The sequence below is a fragment of the Leisingera sp. ANG59 genome (genome assembly GCF_013317235.1).
In the GTDB taxonomy this organism is placed as follows: Bacteria; Pseudomonadota; Alphaproteobacteria; order Rhodobacterales; family Rhodobacteraceae; genus Leisingera.
Genome location: NZ_WLCM01000004.1, coordinates 201,383 through 224,286, shown reverse-complemented (window position 1 = coordinate 224,286; position 22,904 = coordinate 201,383). Strand labels below are relative to the sequence as shown.

Sequence of the window (22,904 nt, the reverse complement as noted above, 5' to 3'; positions counted from 1 at the left end):
GATCCTTTCAATGGCCTGCGCCGCCGCCAGCGGCGATTTCCGCGCTGCCGCCCTGCGGGGCTGAGCCGGAACCGCCGCCGTAAATCGCGGCGCTGACATTTGCCTGAGCCAGCCAGAAGTCGCGCTTGGCGTTGGCCGCTTCCAGCGAGCCCGCCAGTTTTTCACGCACATCGGTCAGCAGTTCGAAGGTGCTGGTGATCATGCCATTATAGCTCTGCAGCCCTTCCTCCTCGATTGTCCGGCGCAGCGGCACCAGCACGTCACGGTAGTGGCGGGCGATTTCATATGAGGAGTAGTAGGCCAGCTCTGCGCTGCGGGCCTCGGAGCGGACATTCACCGCCCGTTCCGCCAGCGCGTTGGCGGCCTGCATGTAGGAAAGCTCCGCCTTGCGCATCCGCGCCTTGCCGGTGTCGAACACCGGGATGGCGAATTCCAGTTCCAGCTGCGGCAGGGTTTCGGTGTGGGTCTCCCCGTCCTCCCGCTCACGCTCGGACTCTACCCCGGCGATCAGTTCCAGGTCGGTGACAAGCCGGGTCCGGTCAGTCAGGCCAAAGGCCCGGGCCTGTGCTTCCAGCCCCAGCTTGGCAACTTGCAAGTCAACCCGGTTCTGCAGCGCCGCCTTCTCGATTGCCGGCAACCTGCTCAGAGACTTTGGCAGCGGCGGCAGCGCATCGGGCACGTAATATTCGGCATCGCTGCCCCACAGCCCCATCAGCCGGGTGAGTTCCTCCTTGGCAAGCTGCGCTTCCAGCCGGGCACGGGCGACTTGGCCAGCAAGCTCCGCGTTGAAGGCAAACTCGCGAGCCTGTCCCGCCTTGTTCAGCGCGCCGGTCTTGCCCAGCTGGCTGGCCAGCTCTGCCCCGGCTGCGGCAGTCTCTCCGGCCTGGCGCAGATAGCTCAGCCGCTCGAAAGCGGCCACCGTATTGATCCAGGCCTGCCGGGTCTGCCCGGCCAGCGCCAGCGTATCGTTCACCGCGTTCAGCTGCGCCTGCTGGAACTGCGTCTCCGCCACCGCGGCGCGCTGCCTGCGGGTCTTCACGTCCAGCAGGTTCACGGCGATGGTGGATTCCAGCGCCCGGTACAGGCCCAGTTCCGGCGCTCCGATCCCCATGAGGCCGATCGCAACCACCGGGTTCTCCGGCGTCATCTGCTGCCAGGCCTCAGCCGCCGAGATACCAACTGCGGCGTAAGATGCCTGCAGTCCCTTGTTGTTCAGAAGCGCCGCCTGAACGGCGGTATCGGCAGAGATCGTCTTTCCCTGCACCATCTTCCGGACTTCCTGAGCCAGCGCCTCGTTCTGGGCCCTTGTTTGGGCGAAGGCCGTGCGCTTGCCGATAGCGGCCGAGGTCCGGCTGGAAATCTGCTGAAACCCGGCCTGCGGGCTCGTATATGCGCTCGGCACCTCGGCCGAGCAGGCCGCAAGCACCACCGGCGACGCCAGCAGGACGCGCCAAATCTTCTGACTCATCAGTGGCCTCCCCGCTGCTGTTCGTTGGCTCCGCGCCAAGAACCAGGACCACCGGGGGTGTGGTTTTCAAATCCCCTGAAGGGAGACTGGTAATTCAGGGACCGGTAGGGGCCGGATGGCGCCGCAGCATGCTGCAAGGCCGCGGTATCGGGCAGCGCCGCCGGCGATTTGGCGCATGCCCCCAGCAGCAGGGCGCCCGCCCCGGCCAGAAAGAGAGACTTCATGTGTTTTTTCCTGAGAAATATCTGCACAGCTCCCGCATGCGGATGCAGGAGAGAGTTGGAAGCCGTATTAACGGCTCAGATACCTCAGATTTTCGGCGGCCTCAGAAGCGCGATCTGTTCCAGGGACGGCAGCTGAGAATTCTCTTGCTTCCAGCGTACAGGCTGCGTCAGGGAGATTTCTTCCGGCTGCAAAGACAGTACCGCAACCGCCATACAGGCGCCTGAACAGCAATTCCCTGTGTCTGCGTTATGGGGCGCATCCTGGCCATCGTGTGCATCGGTCGGGGAGACGTGAAACGGTGCGCCTGGCATGGCTGCACCGGCATGGTTCTCCCCGAGATGCGAGACCGCGGCGTTGCCATGATGGCCGGTGATGGCATGCGCCGCGGATGGCAGCGAAAAGCCCAGCGCAAGGATCACTGCACAGGCAGCAGCGACCCTGATCAGCCGGAAGATATGTGCCAGAAACACCATGCGGGTATTTCTCCTGACAGGACCGGCCCGCGTCAAGGCGGCAATCATGCATTCCATACACAAAGTTCGGTCTTTCAGAGGTGTTTTTCCTGAGTTTTCCGGCCTGATCGCAGCCCGCTTCATAGCCTCGCTAACCTTCCTGTGCAGGAGGGTCGAGGTCAGCCGGAGAGGGTGATTCGGGGGTGAACAGACCAGCACAGCGGGCAATCCTTCTGCACCGGCAATACCAGCTTCTGAGAACTCGCAACCCTAGGAGACCTTTCGGCCCATTGCTGCCTTTTAATCATAGCTGAAGGCTGGGACGCAGCTGCCCTATAGCGGCCAATAAACATATTGCGCATCACTCCGAAGCGTCGCTTTGACTATTAGTAGCGCATCCGACCCCTGGGTAGAGCTTCACCAATAGATCCAAGACTGCAATCCGCTGCTCGACATTGGCAGAGATCTGGGGCGCCCAGCTACGAAAGATCGAAAGCAGGCTTTGCATCGCGCTGTTGCCGCTATGATCCTCGGCTTCCAGTTCGAAAAGCTTTGCAAGCACATAGACCTCATAATAGATGATCTGGCAGCGCAGCGAGGCAATCAATTCGTCGACTTGACTGGCTGGGCCTGAGCACAGAATATTTATCGTCAAACCTCCAACGTTTCTTGCGTGGCTGGTTTTAAGATTCGTCCGAACCCGGCTCATCGTCAGAATGCGTTGAACCGTCCGTTTTCCGGAAGCAGGGCAAATAACGTGACCCACCAGGCCCTCTCCAACAGGCAAACCGAATGCCTCATGTTCTTCCGGCAGGATTGTCAGCCCCAGAAACAGATCCTCTTTAGCCTTCCGGAGGCCGCCAAGTATCAAACGTTTCAGGGCTGCACCGAAACGCTTCTGCTCGACCGTATTGATTTCCAGGATTGCGTTGTGCGCCTCCGAGATGTTTTGCTCGTGAATGGCCGCCTCCGCACGATGCCTCAACCTCAATTCTCGCGCCGTCGCTTCCCATTGATCATATGAGATGCCGTCGAAACAATTCTGAAGCGCCTTGGCCACAAACCACTCCTGCCCGATCTGAACCAAGATCCACCCAAGGTTATTAAGGTCGGCTTTGATTTCAACATGGGTTTCATGGCCGCGCAGATGGAACTCGCGCAGGGCTCCCGCGTTCGCCACGTGGCAAATCAGCAGGAACAGGCGGCTTCGCCGACTGAGCCTGCAAATCAACCCTGATTTTCCAGAAGGAAGTCAGATCAAACGTAACAGACCGCGCGAGCCGAAAACGGGAATTGGGTCAGCAATCTGACAGAAAGGTCAGTTTTGCCTGGCATTCGACATTTGGTGTCAAACGTCAGGCAAAACTGACTCGATGCGAGCCATTTTCTGGGGAAAGTTGCTTACACCCGCCAGGCATTTCCACCCCAATTGTCAAGCATTTCTGATCCAAACCAGACCTTCAGAACGGGATGAGAAATGGGCAAGATGCCGGACAAGGACGAAGCCGCTCGCGCGGCACTGGCGCCAGTGGCAGGCGTTTTGCATTGATCTGACCCCTGTGCATTTGGGAATGGGCGCGGCTATCTGACGATTGGGACCTCTCAATCGAAAGACAGGAGGCTCCCATGACAGAGGAGAGAACAACGCCGCTGCGCGCGCGGATGATCGAGGACATGCGGATCAAGGGACTGGGTGACAAATCTCAGAAGTCGCACATCCGGGCAATCAAGGACTTCGCAGCGTTTCTGGGACGGTCGCCGGACACCGCGACGCCGGATGATCTGCGCGCCTACCAGCTTCACATGACCGACCGCGGTATCACGCCGCCGACCTACAACGCCCGCATCATCGCACTGAGGTTCTTCTTCGAGACGACCTGCGGGCGGGGCGAGATGAAGCGGCACATGCAGTTCCGCACCCAGCCGCGCAAGCTCCCCGTAGTGTTCAGCGCCGAGGAAGTAGCGGCGCTGCTGCGGGTCGCGCCTGGACCTGGGCTGAAGTACCGGGCGGCGCTCAGCATTTCCTATGGGGCCGGGCTCAGGGCATCTGAAGTCTGCAATCTCAAGGTCAGCGATATCGACAGCGACCGGATGCTGATCCATGTCGAACAGGGCAGCCCCGGCATTTTCCGTTTGATTGGTCCGCCTGCCATCCGGAAGACACGAGGTCTTCCGAAGTGAAGATCAGGGAAGGCTTCGCCACCGGCGGAACAGGAGGCGCGAGCGGGGATGTTGGAGACACGAAAAAAGGAAAGGTTCTGTCGCAAACGGCAATACTATGTGTCGCCCGACAATTTGTGTCGGGCGACACATAGTTCTTCCAGCCAGGCGCCGCTAAGACATTGATTTTAGGACAATGAAAAACTTACGTTCGCACGAGTCTTTCCTTTTGCGACTCATAGGTTTTCCTTCGGCTGAAGCAGACTTTCATGCCGCACGCGGCGAAATCGTGCTCCGAGCCCAACCCGGAAGAGCCATTTTTTCGCTGCATGCACTCGCAGCACGTTGACTCGCTGCATTGCCCAAGACCACCCGCTGCACGGCAGAAGGAAATGCGGACGTTCAAGCGCGGAGCGTCGATGTATTGGTGGGCAATGCACGGGGTGCGCAGACAATTCTGCCGTTAAGGGCCAAGCGGTGTTAGGCCTGACGAAAGGAAACGAATATCGCTGTTGTTGGACTGATTACGCGAGCAGCTTTCCATTCTTGTCCATCACCATTTCGCCGTCCTCTTTTAAAAGCGGACCTGGCGGCAGGTGATCCAGGAGATCTAGAACCGTTTCCGAAGGGCGGCAAAGGCGAACCCCTTTGGGACTGCAGACTAGGGGCCGGTTCACCAAAATCGGATGCTCAACCATGGCGTCAAGCAGCGCGCTTTCGTCCACGGCAGCATCGCAGAGGCCGAGTTCTTCTGCTGGCGAGCGGTTGATGCGCAACGCCTCCCGAGCGGTCAAGCCCGCTGCTGCGAAGAGACCTAGGAGCTGCGGACGTGTCCAACCAGCTTCGAGATAATCGACGACAACCGGCTCCTCACCCGCGGCGCGGATGAAGGCCNCCTTTGGGACTGCAGACTAGGGGCCGGTTCACCAAAATCGGATGCTCAACCATGGCGTCAAGCAGCGCGCTTTCGTCCACGGCAGCATCGCAGAGGCCGAGTTCTTCTGCTGGCGAGCGGTTGATGCGCAACGCCTCCCGAGCGGTCAAGCCCGCTGCTGCGAAGAGACCTAGGAGCTGCGGACGTGTCCAACCAGCTTCGAGATAATCGACGACAACCGGCTCCTCACCCGCGGCGCGGATGAAGGCCAGGACATTTCGCGACGTGCCGCAATTGGGATTGTGGTAAATTATTAGGGTCATGATACTGCCTGCGGAAAGCGTGTCCGGGTCTGGTTTGCAAAGGCCACCAGCGTCAGCATCACCGGCACCTCGACCAAAACACCCACCACTGTTGCAAGCGCCGCACCGGAGTGGAGGCCAAAGAGGCTGATTGCCACAGCCACAGCCAATTCAAAGAAATTCGAGGTTCCGATCAGGGCGCAGGGGGCTGCAATCCTGTGCGGAACCCGCATGGCGTAAGCAGCAGCATAGGCGGTGAAGAAGATRGCATAGCTCTGGATCAGGATCGGAACTGCAATCATTGCGATCACTGCCGGCCGGTCCAGGATMACTTGCCCCTGAAGACCGAACAGGATGACCACCGTCGCAATCAGCCCGATAACCGAAAGGGGTTTGATCCGGGCCAGAAAATCCGTGATCCGCGCCTCGCTAGCCAGGCGGGAGCGGGTCCAAAGGCCCGCCGCCAGCGGCAGCGCGACAAACAGAACCGCGGACAGGATCAGCGTGCTCCAGGGCACTTCGATATCGGTGACACCAAGCAGGAAGGCAACGATCGGTGCAAAGGCAAACACCATGATCAKGTCGTTCACCGAAACCTGCAGCAGCGTGTAGTTTTCGTCCCCCTTGGTAAGCTGAGACCAGACAAAGACCATTGCCGTGCAGGGGGCGGCGCCCAAAAGGATCAGGCCCGCGATATACTGTTGCGCATCGGCGGGCTGCACGAATGGGGCAAAGACCACTTCGAAGAACAACACACCAAGCGCCGCCATGGAGAAGGGCTTGATCAGCCAATTCACCACCAGCGTAATAGCCAAGCCCTTGGGCTGGCGGGCCACGTCCTTGAGGCTGGAGGGTTTTACTCCGATCATCATCGGATAAACCATGGCCCAAATCAGCACCGCCACCACCAGGTTAACGCTGGCAACCTCGGCCGCCGCGATGGCATCAACCACCGCGGGCGCGGCATTGCCAAGGGCGACGCCCGCCACCATGGCCAAGGCCACCCAAAGGGTGAGGTATTTCTCGAATATGCTCATGACAGGGCCTCATGTTCTGGATTGGAAGTAAGCCGTCCGGCGGCCAGCGCACTGAGCGCCACCATCACTGCTGCGGTTCCCAGGCAGGCGGCCACACCGCCCAGTTGATAGGTGAGGCCGGAAAGCACGGTGCCCAACAGGCGCCCGCCCGCATTGGCCATGTAGTAAAAGCCCACGTCCATGGTGACCCGCTCATCCTTCGAAAAAGCAAGGATCAGGTAGGAGTGCAGCGAGGAATTGATGGCGAACAGCCCGCCAAAGACCAGGAGCCCGACAATCAGCACGACCGTGAGCCAGGGCGCGGGCTGGCCCGCGGCCAGAACGGCCACGGCCAGAACGGCGGGCAGGACAGCCAGCATTGCGGCCCATGATCGGGCGGTCGCGATCAGTTCTCCCTCGCTGCGGGATGCAGACTTCAGGAGGCGCGGAGCGGAAGCTTGGATGGCGCCGTAGAAAATGATCCAGACCGCCATGAAGGTGCCGATCAGGAAAAAGGCAGCCCGGTTCCCCTCTTCGCTGCCGTCCGAGAAAACGGCGTAGAAATAGACCGGAATTCCGACCACGAACCAGACGTCCCGGGCGCCGAACAGAAACACCCGTGCCGCCGAGAGCCAGTTGATATTGGCGGACTTGGAGAACACTTCAGAAAACTTCGCGCCCTTCCGTCCCCGCGGCAGGCTCCGAGGCATCGAAACCAGGACCGCTGCAAGGATCACCGCCAGCACCGCAGCCATGCCAAGAGTGGCCCAGGTAAATCCCGCCACCGCCAAAAGGCCCGCACCCAGCAGGAAGCCGATGCCCTTGACCGCGTTCTTGGAACCCGTCAGCACCGCAACCCAGCGGAATAACCCGTCGCCCTCCTTAGGGGCCAGCAGCTTGACGGCGGACTTAGAGGCCATCTTGGCCAAATCCTTAGCCACGCCCGAGAGCCCCTGCACGGCCATGACAAACGCCACCGATGCGGCGATTTGCCAGTTGGGGTCCAGCTGCGCCAGTGCCACCAGCGCCGCCACTTGCAGGCCAAGACCAGCATAGAGCGTCGCAGTCAGTCCGAACCTGGCTGCGATCCAGCCGGCGGACAGGTTGGTGGCCATCCCTGCGATCTCGTACAGTACAAACAGATAGGCCAGCTGCACAGGGCTGAAGCCTAGCGTGTGGAAATGCAGCAGCACCAGCATCCGCAGAGCGCCGTCGGTCAGCATAAAGGCCCAATACGACGCCGTAACCGCAGCATAGGCACGCAGCCCCCCGCCCGGCGGGCTGCCTTCGGTTTTCGGGCCGGGAGGTGTCACAGGCTTTCACCCACCATGCGGGCAACATCCACCAGCCGGTGCGCATAGCCCATTTCGTTGTCGTACCAGGCGTAGACCTTCACCTGGGTGCCGTTCACAACCATGGTTGAGGGCGCATCCACGATAACCGACCGCGTGTCGTTGGTGTAGTCAGCGGAGACCAGCGGCCGCTCCTCATAGCCGAGGATACCGGACATCGTGCCTTCGGCGGCAGTTTTAAACAGGGCGTTCACCTCTTCCGCAGTGGTTTCGCGCTCSAGCTCGAACACGCAATCAGTGATCGAGGAATTCAGAAGCGGAACCCGTACGGCATGGCCGTTCAGCTTGCCCTTCAGCTCGGGATAGATCAGCGTGATCGCCGTGGCGCTGCCCGTGGTCGTGGGGATCAGAGAGTTCAGCGCCGACCGCGCCCGGCGCAGATCCTTCGCCGGGCGATCCACGATGGTCTGGGTGTTGGTCACATCATGGATCGTAGTGATGGAGCCATGCTTGATGCCGATTTCCTCGTGCAGAACCTTGACCACCGGGGCCAGACAGTTGGTGGTGCAGCTGGCGGCAGTCACGATACGGTGGCGTTCCGGCTCGTAGATGCCCTGATTCACACCATAGACGATGTTGGCTGCGTCGCCGTCCTTGACCGGCGCTGAGACGACCACTTTTTTTACGCCGGCGCTGAAATAGGGGGCCAGCTTGGCTTCGGTTTTGAAAACGCCGGTACAGTCAATCACCRCATCCACGCCTTCCAGCGGAAGATCCTCGATCCGGCTTTCGCAATGAACCGGCAAGCGGGTGCCGTCGATGGTGACACTGTTCTCATCAAAGGCAAAATCAGCTTGCCAGCGGCCGTGGACCGTATCGAACTCCAGCAGATGGGCGTGCATCTCGGGCGAGCCCACCGCATCATTGATCCAAGCGATTTTTGCACCGCTCTCCAGCAGGGGTTTTAGGGCAAGCTTCCCCATTCGGCCAAGGCCGTTCAATGCGTATACAGTCATGGTCTTTCCTTTGTTTATAGGGCGCCAGCTTAGAAGGCCGTTCAGTGGTTCAGTGCGATGTCGTCCACAGCCTTTTGCAGCGARACGCGGTCGAGTTCGGCGATGGGCAAAGCCGCAAAGGCCTGGATCCGGTTCTTGAGCAAGCCATARGCCTGTTGAAAGGCGAGGCTCTTCTCGGCATCGCTGCCTTCGGCCTTGACCGGGTCCGGCATGCCCCAATGACCGGAAATCGGCTGCCCTTCCCAAGCYGGGCATTCCTCGTTTGCAGCCTGATCGCAGACAGTGAATACGAAGTCGAATTTGGGTGCAGTGTCGCCGATGAACTCTCTGACGTTCTTTGCGCGCAGGCTGTCCACGTCATGTCCCTTGCCGCGCAGGACTTCGATGGCAAACGGGTTGAGTTCGGAAGAGGGCTTTGTGCCAGCRGAGTKTACATTGAACCGCTCGCCGCCGACACTGCGCAGCAGCGTTTCGGCAAAGATCGAGCGGGCAGAATTACCGGTGCAGATGAACAGCACGTTATATCGCGGRTCTGTCATGGATCGGYCCTTTGGTGTCGGGCTGGGCTGGATAGACAGGCACAGTTCGGGACGGCCCCGGCAGCAATCAAGCAGAAGCGCATCCAGTGTTTCCCGGATGCCGGCTATTTCAGCCCGGTAATAAAGCCAGGTGCCTTCGCGGGTCTGCGTCACCAATCCTGCCTGCATCAAAGCAGAAAGATAGGACGACAATGTACTGGACTTCACGTCCAGCGCCGAAGCGATTTCCCCAGCTGGCACCAGGTCAGGATACCGGCGCATCAGCAACCGGAAAACCGAAAGGCGCTTGGGGTGCCCCAAGACGGAGAGGCGGAGGGGAATCGATTTTTCCATATTTCGGGTTTTATCAAAACAATAGGGCCGCGCAAGAGGCAGTCAGCGAGAACCGTGCCGCGCCCGCGAGCATTTTCTGCGTAAGCAATAGTCGCGCGAGCAAAAGGCGGCTGTGTCCGGCGATATGTGAGTTCACGATCCGCGTGGCAAATGGCAGAGGAAGATCTCGTCGGCTGCTTTCCTCCTGCCATTCGGGCTGGTTCCTGGCCTTGGCTGCGCTACTCTTGAACGCCTTTTCTTGGGTCGGCAAATCCCGAGCTTTCAGCTCGTGACCGCGCTCTATCCGGATACCGACTGCATCGGCATCCGGACGGAACCTGGATAGCTCAATCTCCCTGCGGCCCGGGAGCGGCGGAACGCGTCTCGTTCCGAGCCACTTTCCACCGCGGCCACAAGTCGTTTGCACTACCCAGTTCCCGCCTCAGAAGGTAACGATCCCTTTTGCGGGACAAGGCTGGACTGTCTGGCAGCTGGGCAGCTGCGGCTTCAGAAAGAAAGAGTAGAAATCCGCGCGGGGCGCGCGGATTGCATATCCCAGGTGTCGTGGCAGGGCGTCGACGGGCTGCGCCCGCTCCACCCTGCCCCGGCATTTTCCGTTTGATTGGTCCGCCTGCCATCCGGCCGGCAATCTGAACACGGGTTCTGATGCCGCTGCGCGTCAGCCTCCACGGAGAAATCCGGTTCCTCCCGCGCCAGGCGCGGGCCCCTCCCAATTTCACCGCTCCGGCCCCGTGTGTCAGATCACCGCCCGGCCGCAGTCCGGGCTGCGCCCACCCTGCTTTGCCCTCCGGAAGACACGAGGTCTTCCGAAGTGAAAATCAGGGAAGGCTTCGCCACTGGCGGAACAGGAGGCGCGAGCGGGGATGTTGGAGACACGAAAAAGGAAAGGTTCTGTCGCAAATGGCAAAACTATGTGTCGCCCGACAATTTGGGAAGTGGCGGACCGAGGAGGATTCGAACCCCCGACCCCTTGATTCGTAGTCAAGTACTCTATCCAGCTGAGCTATCGGTCCACTGCGGCGGGGTGTAATCTTACCGCCGCAGTGCCGCAACCCCAAAAGAGACAGCGCTTTCAACAAATTTTGCGCTTCTCGGACCTCCTACTCGCTTGTTGCAACACCGGGGGAGCTTTATCGGAGTAGTCACCCGTTCTTGTCCTGCGGCCGGCGCGGAATAGCGATGACGGCAAACACGCCTGCAGTGATCGTCCACACGTGGGAAAGAATGTGGTATTATTGGTTCAGGACTCGTCCTCCGGGTGCATGGGCAACCGACGGGATCCGAAAGCAAAGAGAGGGAAAGCAAATGCCGCAACGGCGATCAGAAGCTTTCTGGCTCCGGCCGCTGGAAAAAGGTGACTTCTCCCCGATGGCCGACTGGTTTCAGAACGTCACCGATCTGGCCCGCTTTGACCGCTCCGTCCGGTTTCCTTTCAATTCAGCAGACATGGAGGCTTCTTGGGGCCAAGCTGCAGGGGCTGCAAAAGAACCCGGCAGGCAATGGTTTGCTATCACAGCGGAAACCGGCGAACTTTGCGGTATTACCGGACTGGAATGCGTATCCGCTGTTAACCGCGATGCTGTGATCGCGCTGTTCATAGAGGAAAGCCGGCGCCGGCAAGGTATCGGCATCCGTTCCATGGCGCTGGTTCTGGACTTTGCCTTCCGGCAGATCGGGCTAAATCGCGTTACATCGTACTATCGGGCCGACAACCCGCGCAGCCAGCAGATCACATCACGGACCGGGTTCACAACTGAAGGCACCATGCGGGAAGCCTGGTTCGCAAACGGCCGGTATTATGACATGATCTGCGTTGGTTTGTTGCGCAGCGAATGGAACACCTGCCGCGAGGCCCTCGCCCGGGAGCTAGAAACCTCCCGCACAGCCGGTTTCCGCGGATCAGGAAACTCCGGCTGGGCCTGGCCGCCAGGACCACAGGATCCGCCAGACGGCTAAACAATTTCAGTCTGCCTGGCGCCGCACAGCACCGGATCCGGCAAGCAGCCGGTTTAAGCCATTCTCACGAGGGGAGGACAGCTTGTGAGCGGCCAAGACAAGGAACGGCATTTCCGGCGTCAGCTTGGCGCGGTGCTGTTTGCGGATGTGGTCGGCTATGCCCGGCTAATGGGAAATAACGAGATTGACACCTACAGCGCGCTGAAGTCGCTGCTGGAGCAGCTGGAAGCCGCCTGCCAAGCGCATGACGGGCAGGTTGTTGCAGTCCGGGGAGATGGCGTACTGGCCTTGTTCGAAACCGCCACTGATGCAGTCAAATTCGGGGTCGAGCTGCACCGGATCGCGGATCAGAACAATCGCAGCCGGGCAGAGGATCAGCAGCTGCGGTTCCGTGCAGGTGTGCATATGGGCGAAATCCTGGTCGACGACCGCGGCATCCACGGTGACAACGTCAATATTGCCGCCCGGCTGCAGGAAATCGCAGAGCCGGGCCGCGTCTATGTCAGTGCCTCTGTCTATGAGCAGATCCGCAACCGGCTGCGATTCGGCTTCGAATTTCTGGGTCCGCGGCGGCTCAAGAATATTGCGGAACCGGTTCCGGCTTATTGCGTCCGAAGCGAAATCGAGGGTGCGGCCATGGCGGCCACCCTGCGCCCGGCGAACCACCTCGTGCAGCCGCAACAGCCAGACATTCCCTCGGTTGCCGTGTTGCCCTTTACAAGGCTCGGCGGAGACCCGACCGACAGCTGGTTTGCTGACGGGCTGACAGAAGACATCATCCGGAACCTGTCCAAGTTCAAGAACCTCTTTGTCATCGCCCGCAACTCCGCCTTCTTCTTCAAGGCGCGGTCAATGCCGCCCCAGGATGCCGCGCGCGAGCTTGGCGTGCGCTATGTTGCGCGGGGAAGCGTCCGGCGGGCAGCCTCCCGGATCCGCATCGCGATTGAGCTGATCGACGCGGATTCCGGCCGCACCATCTGGGGGGAACGTTACGACCGGGATATTGATGACATCTTTGCCATACAGGATGAGGTCACCGACGCCATTGTCGCAGCCACCGCGGTGCTGATCGAAGCACAGGAGCGCAAACGGATGTCGCAGACGGCGCCTGCCGACCTCGCCGCCTATGGCTATGTTTTGCGCGGCCAGCAGTACATCTTCCGTTACACCCGGCAGGACAACCACCAAGCCCAAAACCTGTATGAAAGGGCCTTGGCGCGGGACCAGGACTATGCCCGGGCATCGGCAGCAATTTCCCGCACGATGAATATCGATTGGCGGTATTCCTGGGCCAAGGATGCGGACCACGCGCTGGATACAGCTCTGGCGTTTGCGCAAAGAGCGGTGGAACTGGATCCGGTCGACGCCCGCGGCTTCGGCGAATTGGGTTTCGTGCATCTGTACCGCAAAGAGCACGATGCCGCAATCGGCGCTTACCAGCGCGCCCTTACGCTGAACCCAAATGACGCCGATCTGCTGTCTGACTACGCGGATGCTCTGGCCCATTCCGGCGATAATGAAACAGCGATCAGAAACCTGAAGCAGGCCATGCGCCTCAACCCCTACTTCCCGGATCAGTATCTGTGGCACTTGGGCGGCGCCTATTACAACCTCAAGGAATATGATGCGGTGATCGACACGCTGACCCAGATGAACAACCCGACCGAAGGACAGCGCATGCTGGCCGCCAGTTATGCCCAGCTGGGCAAGATGGAACTGGCGCAGGACATGACCGCCAGGCACCGCGAAGCCCACCCGAATTTCTCACTGGACCGCTGGGCCAAGGTGCAGCCCGACCGTCTGGCGGCAGACACCCAGCATTTTGTCGAAGGGTTGAAGAAGGCAGGGTTCTGAAGCAGAGCGGCGCCGACAGTTCAGCAGCGGCAGCGCTCTTCACCATTCCCTTGCCAGCCGGTTCAGTCGCCGGAGCCGCGTGCCTTTGCCCCGCTCACCTTGGCGCCGCTGACTTTGGCACCGCTGACTTTCGCGCCGCTAACCTTGGCACCACTGACTTTCGCGCCGCTCACCTTGGCGCCGCTGACGTAAGGCCCGCCGCCGAAATAAACATCCAGCAACACCTGCTCCAGCATGCCAGTCATCACATCCATGCGGATGGAGTAATCGGCCTTGTCATATTCCCAGACCACGATGTCATTTGAGAACTGGTACTCAGCGGAAGCCACCCCGGTCACAGATGGGTCCAACGGTGCGCGGGCACCTTGGTTGGCAGGCAAGTTATCTGTTGCGCTTTTGCCGTTACCGTGCACCAGAAACAGCGTCGGCTCCGGCAGTTCAAAATAGGTTCCTTCGTAGGCAAACCCGTAAATCCGGGCGAACTTGGCATGCAGGCTGAGCTGGGAATCCAGCAGATTGTTCCTGCCGCGGCCGCGAAGCCCCGCTTGTTTATAGATTTGTTTTGGAATGTCTTTGATCTGGGTCCAAACCGTGTCCCCGAACTCAGTTCCCTCTAGAACCGCAACCCGCTCTTCAGCTGATATCTTCATCTCTGAGACCAGTTTCAGCGTGTTGCCGGCCCCAGCGGTGACTTTATATATGCCATTCTCATTTGCGTTGTTGCGCCGCACCAGAACCATATCGTTCTCGGCAATCTCTACCCCATCCAGCTCAGCGTCGATATTATTGAGATTGACCTTCTCGACAGTCGCCAAACGGACCGTCATCTTGATATCGGATCTGACGATCTGCAGATCTTTCAGGACGCGTCCAAATAACAGCACTTCAGAAAAACTCAGTAAAGACTCGGCCACCGCACACACTCCCGTGGCTATTGAAACAACACCAGAAGGTCTTTTTGCAGCGGCCCCGGCAGCAAACTGGAACTGCCGGTTTCCCTAAAACTCTCCCTCAGGATGAAAGTAGCACAAATTGGATAAATTTTACAGCTAATACACAGCTTAAACGTCCGGCACCCGTGTCCGCACCGAATGCGCATGGCTGTCTTCGTCCGCTGCGTCTTGACGCGGCCCGGCCTGAACCAAGCCAATACCGCGCATCCGAAAGTTACCTTCGATGATCGCGTGGAAGGCTCCGCCGGTTGATTTTCGGTCAATCAGCAACAGCGCCTGCTCAACCGCTGCATAGGTCAGAGTCTCCGCATCCAGCATGCTCCATGCCGCTGCCAGATAGGAGCCCAGGATATCCCGAGCCTCTAGCAGAGCCCGGCGGAACCCTTCAGGATCAGCATCATAACGGGTGTCAAACAGCGCCTGCATGACCTCACCATAATAAGGGCTTTCCTCCAGCTGATCGGAAAGATCTTCCATTTCAGGCGTGATAAGATCGTGAACCAGCAGCCGCTCGTGGAAGATATCCACCAGAATGTCGAACATCGCCCCGGTCAAAGGTTCCGACAGCGCGTGCTCACTGCTCCAGCCGCAGACAAAATCGTCCAGCAGGCGTGTGTTCGCCGCCATCCGGATTTGCGCGTTCCCGGCCAATTCTGCAAAACGGTTCAGCTGGTTGAAGGTGTACAGATTGCCCCGGGTGTTTTCTAGCAGCTCCTCAACCACCGAGCCGAAATGCAGTGAGGCAATCAGCGCTACCATATCCGCCGCGGATTCATGAAACCCATAGTATTCACCGGGAACATCTTCCGAGACCGGCATCCCGGCGACGCTGTAGATAATGGCGTGGCCGATCTCATGCGCGACCACATCAAAGTTCAGACTGTAGGCACGATACTCGCCGCCGTACTCACTGGTGCCGCCGGTTTCCAGAAACCCCCAGCCGATATGGGCATTGTCCAGGCTCGGCAGCAGCGACAGTTCCAGCCGGTCGTAGTCACGAGCGAAATGCCAGGGGATCTCATGACCGAAGTAGGCTTCCCATACATCCAGGGTGAAATGCGCCGCGGCAAAAAGGTGCGCGGCCTCAAACCCCGGGTCAGACGGCAGAACGTGAAGAAAATGCCCGTTCTCATCCGGCTGCGGCGGCGCATGCAGGTCCCCATGCCATGGCGGCAGGTACATGCCCGGCCCGTCAGCCCCTTGAACAATTGCGCCATAGGGGATTGTCTTGCCCAGCGCGTTGACCGTGTACATCCTCGGCCCTGACGGTCCAGGGCCGATGGCACCCGGCGGCGCGGAAATCTCGACAAGCTCCAGCACCGGGTTGTCAGTTCGGAACGGCGATTGCGGAAACAGCAGGAACCGCGTTCCCGGCGCTTCCTCCGCCGCCTCAAAAGTGTCGTCCATAGCGCCTCCAATCCTGCGGAGGTTTCACTTGTCCTGTCCTGCCTCATCACTGCTGCCTGATGCTGGTCGTGTTTTGCACCCTTGATGATATAGGAATTCACGCCGGATCAGCTCAAAGAATTCTTCGGTGCCAATTCCAAGATCCGCCGCGTGTGCCTCCAGATCCTCCGGAATGTTCTGATGGAGGCAGTTTTCGAAATACCAGGCCACCATCTGCAACCGTTCCGCCTGCTGCATGGGAATGTCCGGCTGACCCCCACCCGCTGTCTTTTCCTCCTTGGCATCGGCCCGCACTTTCAACCCGGCATAAGCACCTGCCAATCGGAGCTCCGAAAGCAGGCTTGGTTCCAATTCGGGCTGCATCGCGCTGACAACCGCGGCGGATTGGGCTGCCTTCCCCAATTCCGCCTCGTATTGCGCTGCAGTCAGCCCATTCGCTTGCAGCCACATCAGCAGGTTCCTGCTACGGAACAGGCTGTGCGCCTGCCGGTGGCTGTTCAACTGCGCCAATAACACTTCCTGCCCAAGCTGAATACCCGACCTGCGCGCCTCTTTCAGCGCCAGGAAGCGCAGCGCCGCCCGGTTCCGGAACGCAGCATAGCGTTCCGGAACCAGCCGCAATTCGTCCAGCACCCTGCGGTCCGCGTCCTGCAAGCTGCACTCCTGCGCCTCAGCAAGGCGCACCAGACCTTGCCAGGCTAGGGTCTGCTCCACCTGTTCACGCCATTCAGCATCAGTCGCCTTTCCGGTGTCAGGAAAGGTGGCCATCCGCGCAAGCATCTCTTGCGCATCCTCGCGCTTGGCATCTACCGCCCCCGTCGTCAGCCAGGCCGCGAACCGGTCCCGCCAGGAAGACGCTGGAAGATCCGCCAGTATCTGTTTCCAGGTTCGCTGCTGATAGAAACGTGTCTTGGCGGCCTGCAAGACAGCCGTCGCCTGCGCCGTGTCCAGAACCGAGCCGCCCGCAGCGCGTTCCACCGTCGCGCGGATCGAGACCATTGGCTCGCTTAGCGGCGTATAGCCCAGTTCAGCGGGACTGTGCAGAACCGCAACTTCGTCATCATCAATAATCGCGCCAGAGGCGTAGGCCTCATAGATCCTGCCAACGCCAATCATACCAAAGGCCGACAGCTCTGCCGCCCTCAAGGCCCCCATGCTGGCGCTTCCGAACACGGCAATGCCCTGTTCCATCGCCCACAGGATTTCTTTGTGCCAGACCGAGGGAACCCCTTCGAAATAGCCGTCGATTAGCCCGATAGCATCAATCCCCTGACGGGCCGCCCGATAGACATCGCCCTGACCCGCAGGCGGCAGCAACACGGCACCCGGCAGCAATTCTTGCACTTCGTCCGCCCCGATGGTCGGCCCTGCAAACACCGCCACCTTCAATGGCTTGCCTCCGCTGCCCGTTGCGCCCGCGCGCCAGCGATGAAATCAGGATCGTCGTGCGGCGCTTCCAACCCTGGGATCACTGCACGCACCACGGATACCCCCACGCCTGGACGCGACAGGTCCACCGTCAGCACCTGCTTCAGTCCGACTTCTTCCAGCCTGACCAGAAGCCAGGACTGATCCGCTTCGAAAGTAGGGGAGGAAAAAGCCGGGCAATCCTGAAACCGGACGGCGGCCGTTGACCGGGAGAGCAAGCGGCGCACGTAGGATGCTCGCTCAGCGGAAGCAGCTGGTGTAAACTCCTCAGGGTTCAGATCATCACGTGCGCCGGAAATATAGGTCAGCCGGGTCTGGGCCGCTTCTGTCAGCGCCCTAAGCAAAGCAATAGCCCGGTCCGGATGACAGCCGCTGCCAATGCCGATATGGCCGGGGCGGCTGCCTGCCTCGCAAATCATGCAAAGAAACGCCGGAACCCCAATGTCAGAAGTGATGTTCCATATCCCGGTGTCAAGCCCCGCCGAGACAAACCGGTCCAGCGCTTCTTGGCAGCGTGCGTCATCTATTGTGGTCGGATCAATTCGCGGGCCCGGCGCCGCATGGTGCCACAGGGTGATCGCATCGCGTTCAATCAGTTCGCAAATCGCATGGCAGGAAGCCTCCGCGAGGCTGTTGCCCGACGCCAATCCGTTTGTCGTGCGCGGGAACGCACCCTGCCCGCCGCTGGGTGGAGCCGTATAATCGGTGTCCACCATTTCATATGGCACCCAATGGCGGCCGCCAGTTATTAGGTCGGTTCCTTCAATCCATAAATTCCGTCGTCGCGGGTCAAAACTGGCGCCAGTCACACGCGGCAACCGCGTCACATCCGCAACCACGGCCTCCACTTGCAAATCATGGTAACTGGCGGAGCGCAGCGGCAACATAATCCGCTCTGCATGCCAGGACTCGACAGCTTCCATCACGCCAGAGGCCTGTGCGGCCTCCAGCGTCAGCCCCTTGCCCAGCGACACGGCAACCGACCGGGAGGTTGGCCGTGTGACCATCACCGTGGGCAGGCCCACCCTGTCAAGCCCGGTCAGATTGGCAATCCGGGTAATGCCCATTTCCGCCAGGTGCGGACGCACCGTTGCCAGCGTCTGCGCTGGATCACACAGCCGGTGGGTGTCGTGCAGATAGCCTTTCTGCTGTGCTTCGGGCATCTGGCGGGCCTCTCTGTCATGACCGCCACGGAAAGTCTGCCGCTGTCCAAAACAGCGGCTGGCAGACATAGGCGAAGGATGGCCGGCGGCAAGCCAGCGGTCAACAGCGGGGCAGCGAGAAGTATGTAGACCTGGCCGCCTCGAACCTACAGGTGCGGCTGAAAATCGAAAACAGGCAAGAAACTTGCGGGGGCCAGGGTCTAACCCAGCAGGTGATCTGCCACCGTGCTGCGGTCGAAAGTCCTGATGGCGGGCCCGGAGTGTTTGGAACGCAATTTGCCTTCGGTTGCGCGCACCGCCTTTCAATCGGCAACCGTTGCTGAAGTACGGGAAAATCCCCTAACACAGCAACGATGCGGACGCGAAAGCCCTCGCGGTAAACCACATGTGTCATGCAATCTGACACAAACTTAACCTGCCACTGTATGCCTAGGGCGCGCAGTACCGGCACTGCGGCCTCTATTGCAAGAGCCGTGCGGAAACCTTGCTTGACAAATGCCACCCAGCACGCTTCTTCAGCCTCGAAATCTAGGCAGACTTGCCCTCAGGCGCTCCCTTTGGATGACGCGCGGCAATGATCCTGCCAGCCTCATCCCCCATTTTGTTTACAGCAGATGCCTCACGTTCACGGTGCGCCATATCATCCGCAAATTCAAAGCAAGATCGAGCGGTGGCATTAGACCTTGAAGAACCGCGTCCTGCTGCAGAATTAATACCTACCGGGCGACCTCAGGCAGAAGCTCGACACCTTCCGCTAGAACTACACCACCAAGCGGCCACACAGAGCTCTGGGGTAAAGCCTGCCGGCGGCGGAAGCCATCGTTCAGGTGGATCAAAGGCCGGTCATGAACTTACGATCAAACTGGACCGCTCAGGTGGGATTGATCAGCACCGCCACAGGCCTCAGCGCTAGCCCTTACTATCGCCGCGAGCGCCTTAAGACCGCCAGGCAGATAGTACGCATTTCATGGGACGGAATCTCAGACAACACTCATTCTGTTGGCTATGCCGTAAGGCTCCGGCGGCGGCCGCCTGATCCCGGGATCGATCCGATGGTAAGTCCGGCCTTATGTCCGACTTCAATAACCGCCCTCAAATCGAAGTTCTTTCCGCTGCCGATGGTGATCGCCGCCGGTATTGGTCAGATGATGATAAACTGCGCATCGTGGAGGAGAGCTTTATCGGCCACCGACAAGCGGCTGCCACAGCGCGGCGGCATGGCATTTGCCGGTCGCTGCTGACCACCTGGCGGCGGGGTAAGGCTCCGGCGGCGGCCGCCTGATCCCGGGATCGATCCGATGGTAAGTCCGGCCTTATGTCCGACTTCAATAACCGCCCTCAAATCGAAGTTCTTTCCGCTGCCGATGGTGATCGCCGCCGGTATTGGTCAGATGATGATAAACTGCGCATCGTGGAGGAGAGCTTTATCGGCCACCGACAAGCGGCTGCCACAGCGCGGCGGCATGGCATTTGCCGGTCGCTGCTGACCACCTGGCGGCGGCAGTATCGAAACGGTGAGCTTGGATCTTCTCGCCCGGTGCCGTTCGCGCCGGTGACCGTGGCAAAGGGAGCTCCCGCTTCGCAGGCCAATCCGGTTGACCCCTGTCCGCCTCCGGACTGTCAGGTTGAGATAGCCCTGCCGAACGGGCGCCGGCTCATCGTGCCGGTGGGCGTGGAGCCCGAAGCACTTGCCCGGATTCTGGCAGTGGTGGATCGACAATGATCGCGTTTCCGGCAGGCGTGAAGGTGTGGATTGCGGGCGGCGTCACCGACATGAGGCGGGGCATGAACACGCTGGCGCTGCAGGTGCAAGAAGGGCTCGGCCGCGATCCCCATGCGGGTGAGCTCTTCTGCTTCCGGGGCCGCAAGGGCGATCTGGTGAAGATCCTGTGGCATGATGGCGTGGGTATGTCGCTGTATCTGAAGCGCCTGGAGGCGGGCAAGTTCATCTGGCCGGTGAGCCGGTCCGGCGAGGCGGTGCAGATCTCTGCGGCGCAGCTGGGCTATCTTCTGGAGGGGATCGACTGGCGCAATCCACGCTGGACGCAACGCCCTGCTAAGGCTGGATAAATTGCGCTGACAGGCCTGTTTTGATTGGCGCGTCACGAGCCCGGGTGATAGACATCCGCCATGTCGAATACCGCTTCCGAGCTCGCAAGATTACGCGCTGCCCTGGCCGCAGCGGAGGCCCGCGCAGAGGTTGCGGAAAGCGAGCTGGCACAGACCCGTGCCGTCGTGTCCTGCTCGGAAGCGATGATCCAGGAACTCAAGCTTGAGATTGCCAAGCTGCGCCGCGACAAATACGGCATCTCGTCGGAACGGCGGGCCCGGCTGATTGATCAACTGGAACTGCAGCTTGAAGAACTGGAAACGGCGGCAACCGAGGATGCCCTGGCCGCTGAACAGGCGGCTGAAAAGGCCACCAAGGTGCGCGCCTTCACGCGCCGCCACCCTGTGCGCAAGCCGTTTCCCGATCACCTGCCGCGCGAGCGGGTTGTTGTCGAGGCACCTGCCGCCTGCACCTGCTGTGGTTCGGATCGGATCGTGAAGATGGGCGAAGATGTCACCGAGACGCTGGAGGTGATCCCGCGGCAGTGGAAGGTGATCCAGACCGTGCGCGAGAAGTTCACCTGCCGGGCCTGCGAAAAGATCAGCCAGCCGCCAGCCCCGTTCCATGCGATCCCGCGCGGATGGGCCGGGCCCAGCCTGATCGCCATGCTGGTCTTCGAGAAATATGGACAGCACCAGCCGCTGAACCGGCAGGCCGAACGCTTCGCCCGTGAAGGCGTCGAGTTGAGCTTGTCGACCCTGGCCGATCTGGTCGGGCATGCCACTGCCGCGTTGCAGCCGATCCATGCCCTGATCGAGACCCACGTGCTTGCCGCCCACCGCTTGCATGGCGACGACACGACCGTGCCGCTCCTGGCGCGGGGCGGTGCAAAAAAGGCCCGTCTCTGGACCTATGTGCGCGATGACCAGCCCTGGAATGGTGGCGCGCCACCGGCCGCGTTCTTCCGCTTCTCCCGCGATCGCGCGGCAACCAATCCCAATCAGCATCTCGCCGGATGGCAAGGCGTGCTGCAGGCCGACGCCTATGGCGGATACAACGATCTTTACCGCGCTGACCGTGATGCGGGTCCCGTGACCAGCGCGCTGTGCTGGTCGCATGCGCGCCGGAAGTTCTTCGAACTTGCGGATATTGCCGGGAATGTCCGCAAGGGCAAACCGGCCCATCAGATCTCGCCGGCCGCGCTGGAAGCGGTGAAACGGATCGACGCCATCTTCGATATCGAGCGCGAGATCAATGGGCTGGATGCCGATGCCCGGATTGCCGCCCGTCAGGAACTCTCCCGTCCCCTGGTCGATAATCTCCATGACTGGCTGCAGGAAGAGCGCGCGAAACTGTCCAGGCACAACAAGGTGGCCAAGGCGATCAACTATATGTTCGAGAAAAAGGACCGTTGGCAGGCCTTTACCGCATTCCTCGATGACGGACGCATCTGTCTGACGAACAATGCGGCCGAACGCGCCCTGCGCGGCGTGGCCCTGGGCCGGAAGTCATGGCTCTTTGCCGGCTCCGAGCGCGGCGGTGAGCGGGCCGCCGCCATGTACACCCTTATCGTCACGGCCAAAATGAACGACATCGATCCGCAGGCCTGGCTGGCCGATGTCCTCGCCCGGCTGCCCGACATGCCCGTCTCGCGCGTGCCGGAACTTCTGCCCTGGAACTGGAAAGCCCGTGAGGGCGTTACTGCGGCGGCCGCGTGAACAACCGTTGAAACAGGGCCTTTGAGCGCTGTAGCCCTTCATCAGTCAGCACGACAGATTTGGCCCGGTTAACCGGGTCATGGATCAAACCCTTCCGATGCAATCGATCCAGTGCCGACCAGTCCATTCCCTTCCAGGCGCGACGCTCATCATGCAGCGTCAACCAGAGCAGTCCCAGAACCGCGTCGTCGATCTTGTCCTCGTCGATCTCCATGAACAACGGGTATCACATCACAGCGCCAATGGGACCGCGGTCTTCGCCGGAGCCTTACNAGCGCTGTAGCCCTTCATCAGTCAGCACGACAGATTTGGCCCGGTTAACCGGGTCATGGATCAAACCCTTCCGATGCAATCGATCCAGTGCCGACCAGTCCATTCCCTTCCAGGCGCGACGCTCATCATGCAGCGTCAACCAGAGCAGTCCCAGAACCGCGTCGTCGATCTTGTCCTCGTCGATCTCCATGAACAACGGGTATCACATCACAGCGCCAATGGGACCGCGGTCTTCGCCGGAGCCTTACGGAGAACTGCGCCTGAGGTGCAGTTCAGAACTCTTTGAGTTTAAATCCGTTCCCTGTGCAGGCCTGCACAGGGTTGAGGGTTATGAGCGGATTTTCGCACAGCCACATTGAAAAGAAGCGTCAATGCACCTAGAAAAAGGTTGCTGCGCAGACCGCGCAGTGAGTGACATGGCCGTT

Annotated in this window: 20 protein-coding genes, 1 tRNA gene and 2 pseudogenes; 7 read left to right on the top strand and 16 right to left on the bottom strand. The window is 60.3% G+C overall.

Annotated elements, in window-relative coordinates:
* Positions 1-7: 7 nt before the first annotated feature.
* The 3 genes from GKC28_RS05445 to GKC28_RS05435 form a co-directional block, all read right to left on the bottom strand.
* On the bottom strand, positions 8-1,468 hold the full coding sequence (locus tag GKC28_RS05445; protein ID WP_174145763.1) for a TolC family protein: 1,461 nt from the start codon (positions 1,466-1,468) through the stop codon (positions 8-10).
* A 308-nt stretch (positions 1,469-1,776) separates the two neighbouring features.
* Positions 1,777-2,166 carry a hypothetical protein gene (locus GKC28_RS05440; RefSeq protein WP_174145761.1) on the bottom strand — a complete coding sequence of 130 codons (390 nt, stop codon included), beginning with the start codon at positions 2,164-2,166 and terminating at the stop codon, positions 1,777-1,779.
* A gap of 340 nt (positions 2,167-2,506) precedes the next feature.
* Positions 2,507-3,325 carry a hypothetical protein gene (locus GKC28_RS05435; RefSeq protein WP_174145759.1) on the bottom strand — a complete coding sequence of 273 codons (819 nt, stop codon included), beginning with the start codon at positions 3,323-3,325 and terminating at the stop codon, positions 2,507-2,509.
* Between the two features lie 446 nt (positions 3,326-3,771).
* Here GKC28_RS05435 and GKC28_RS05430 point away from each other — a divergent pair.
* A pseudogene (locus GKC28_RS05430) lies at positions 3,772-4,260 on the top strand (tyrosine-type recombinase/integrase); the annotation flags it as partial.
* Positions 4,261-4,829: 569 nt separating this feature from the next.
* Here the strand turns inward: GKC28_RS05430 and GKC28_RS05425 are convergent.
* The 7 genes and pseudogenes from GKC28_RS05425 to GKC28_RS05395 form a co-directional block, all read right to left on the bottom strand.
* Complete coding sequence (locus tag GKC28_RS05425; protein ID WP_174146056.1) at positions 4,830-5,192, bottom strand: ArsC/Spx/MgsR family protein; 363 nt, start codon at positions 5,190-5,192, stop codon at positions 4,830-4,832.
* 8 nt (positions 5,193-5,200) lie between these two features.
* A pseudogene (locus tag GKC28_RS05420) lies at positions 5,201-5,502 on the bottom strand (arsenate reductase family protein); the annotation flags it as partial.
* Positions 5,499-6,518, bottom strand: a complete 1,020-nt coding sequence (gene arsB, locus GKC28_RS05415; RefSeq protein ID WP_174145755.1) for an ACR3 family arsenite efflux transporter — start codon at positions 6,516-6,518, stop codon at positions 5,499-5,501. The pseudogene GKC28_RS05420 and the gene arsB, both read right to left, overlap by 4 nt.
* A complete protein-coding gene (gene arsJ, locus GKC28_RS05410) occupies positions 6,515-7,810 on the bottom strand; it encodes an organoarsenical effux MFS transporter ArsJ (RefSeq protein WP_174145753.1) in 1,296 nt (431 codons plus the stop codon). The genes arsB and arsJ overlap by 4 nt, the downstream gene beginning before the upstream one ends.
* Positions 7,807-8,805, bottom strand: a complete 999-nt coding sequence (locus GKC28_RS05405) for an ArsJ-associated glyceraldehyde-3-phosphate dehydrogenase (protein ID WP_174145744.1) — start codon at positions 8,803-8,805, stop codon at positions 7,807-7,809. Before GKC28_RS05405 ends, arsJ begins: the two co-directional genes overlap by 4 nt.
* Positions 8,806-8,846: 41 nt before the next feature.
* On the bottom strand, positions 8,847-9,677 hold the full coding sequence (locus tag GKC28_RS05400; RefSeq protein WP_174145742.1) for a helix-turn-helix domain-containing protein: 831 nt from the start codon (positions 9,675-9,677) through the stop codon (positions 8,847-8,849).
* A 936-nt stretch (positions 9,678-10,613) separates the two neighbouring features.
* Positions 10,614-10,690: transfer RNA gene (locus GKC28_RS05395), tRNA-Arg, on the bottom strand.
* A 292-nt stretch (positions 10,691-10,982) separates the two neighbouring features.
* On the opposite strand from GKC28_RS05395, the gene GKC28_RS05390 reads away from it, so the two are divergent.
* Both GKC28_RS05390 and GKC28_RS05385 read left to right on the top strand, forming a co-directional pair.
* Positions 10,983-11,633: a GNAT family N-acetyltransferase gene (locus GKC28_RS05390; protein ID WP_174145740.1), complete on the top strand. Its 651-nt coding sequence runs from the start codon at positions 10,983-10,985 to the stop codon at positions 11,631-11,633.
* A gap of 84 nt (positions 11,634-11,717) precedes the next feature.
* A complete protein-coding gene (locus GKC28_RS05385) occupies positions 11,718-13,487 on the top strand; it encodes an adenylate/guanylate cyclase domain-containing protein (protein WP_368041090.1) in 1,770 nt (589 codons plus the stop codon).
* 62 nt (positions 13,488-13,549) lie between these two features.
* On the opposite strand, the gene GKC28_RS05380 is transcribed toward GKC28_RS05385, so the two are convergent.
* From GKC28_RS05380 to GKC28_RS05365, 4 genes are all read right to left on the bottom strand, one after another.
* The gene (locus GKC28_RS05380; protein WP_174145738.1) at positions 13,550-14,401 is read right to left on the bottom strand and encodes a hypothetical protein; all 852 of its coding nucleotides are present in this window, start codon (positions 14,399-14,401) and stop codon (positions 13,550-13,552) included.
* 147 nt (positions 14,402-14,548) lie between these two features.
* Positions 14,549-15,847, bottom strand: coding sequence for a hypothetical protein (locus tag GKC28_RS05375; protein WP_174145736.1), 1,299 nt, complete (start codon positions 15,845-15,847; stop codon positions 14,549-14,551).
* A 24-nt stretch (positions 15,848-15,871) separates the two neighbouring features.
* A complete protein-coding gene (locus tag GKC28_RS05370; protein ID WP_368041098.1) occupies positions 15,872-17,230 on the bottom strand; it encodes a TfuA-like protein in 1,359 nt (452 codons plus the stop codon).
* 2 nt (positions 17,231-17,232) lie between these two features.
* Entirely contained in the window at positions 17,233-18,438 is a 1,206-nt protein-coding gene (locus tag GKC28_RS05365) for a YcaO-like family protein (RefSeq protein WP_174145732.1), read from the bottom strand.
* Between the two features lie 1,069 nt (positions 18,439-19,507).
* Between GKC28_RS05365 and GKC28_RS05360 the strand changes: the two genes are divergently transcribed.
* Genes GKC28_RS05360 through GKC28_RS05345 form a run of 4 tightly spaced genes read left to right on the top strand, consistent with a single transcriptional unit; the run spans position 19,508 to position 22,206 of the window.
* Positions 19,508-19,720: a transposase gene (locus tag GKC28_RS05360; protein WP_254604151.1), complete on the top strand. Its 213-nt coding sequence runs from the start codon at positions 19,508-19,510 to the stop codon at positions 19,718-19,720.
* 33 nt (positions 19,721-19,753) lie between these two features.
* On the top strand, positions 19,754-20,161 hold the full coding sequence (locus GKC28_RS05355) for a transposase (protein ID WP_174145730.1): 408 nt from the start codon (positions 19,754-19,756) through the stop codon (positions 20,159-20,161).
* On the top strand, positions 20,158-20,508 hold the full coding sequence (gene tnpB, locus GKC28_RS05350; RefSeq protein WP_039133247.1) for an IS66 family insertion sequence element accessory protein TnpB: 351 nt from the start codon (positions 20,158-20,160) through the stop codon (positions 20,506-20,508). The genes GKC28_RS05355 and tnpB overlap by 4 nt, the downstream gene beginning before the upstream one ends.
* Before the next feature lie 60 nt (positions 20,509-20,568).
* Complete coding sequence (locus GKC28_RS05345) at positions 20,569-22,206, top strand: IS66 family transposase (protein ID WP_174145728.1); 1,638 nt, start codon at positions 20,569-20,571, stop codon at positions 22,204-22,206.
* Here the strand turns inward: GKC28_RS05345 and GKC28_RS05340 are convergent.
* Positions 22,187-22,420 carry a DUF6429 family protein gene (locus tag GKC28_RS05340; RefSeq protein ID WP_174145726.1) on the bottom strand — a complete coding sequence of 78 codons (234 nt, stop codon included), beginning with the start codon at positions 22,418-22,420 and terminating at the stop codon, positions 22,187-22,189. The two genes, GKC28_RS05345 and GKC28_RS05340, sit on opposite strands and share 20 nt — an antisense overlap.
* A 54-nt stretch (positions 22,421-22,474) precedes the next feature.
* Positions 22,475-22,669, bottom strand: a complete 195-nt coding sequence (locus GKC28_RS05335; RefSeq protein WP_174145725.1) for a DUF6429 family protein — start codon at positions 22,667-22,669, stop codon at positions 22,475-22,477.
* Positions 22,670-22,904: the final 235 nt, after the last annotated feature.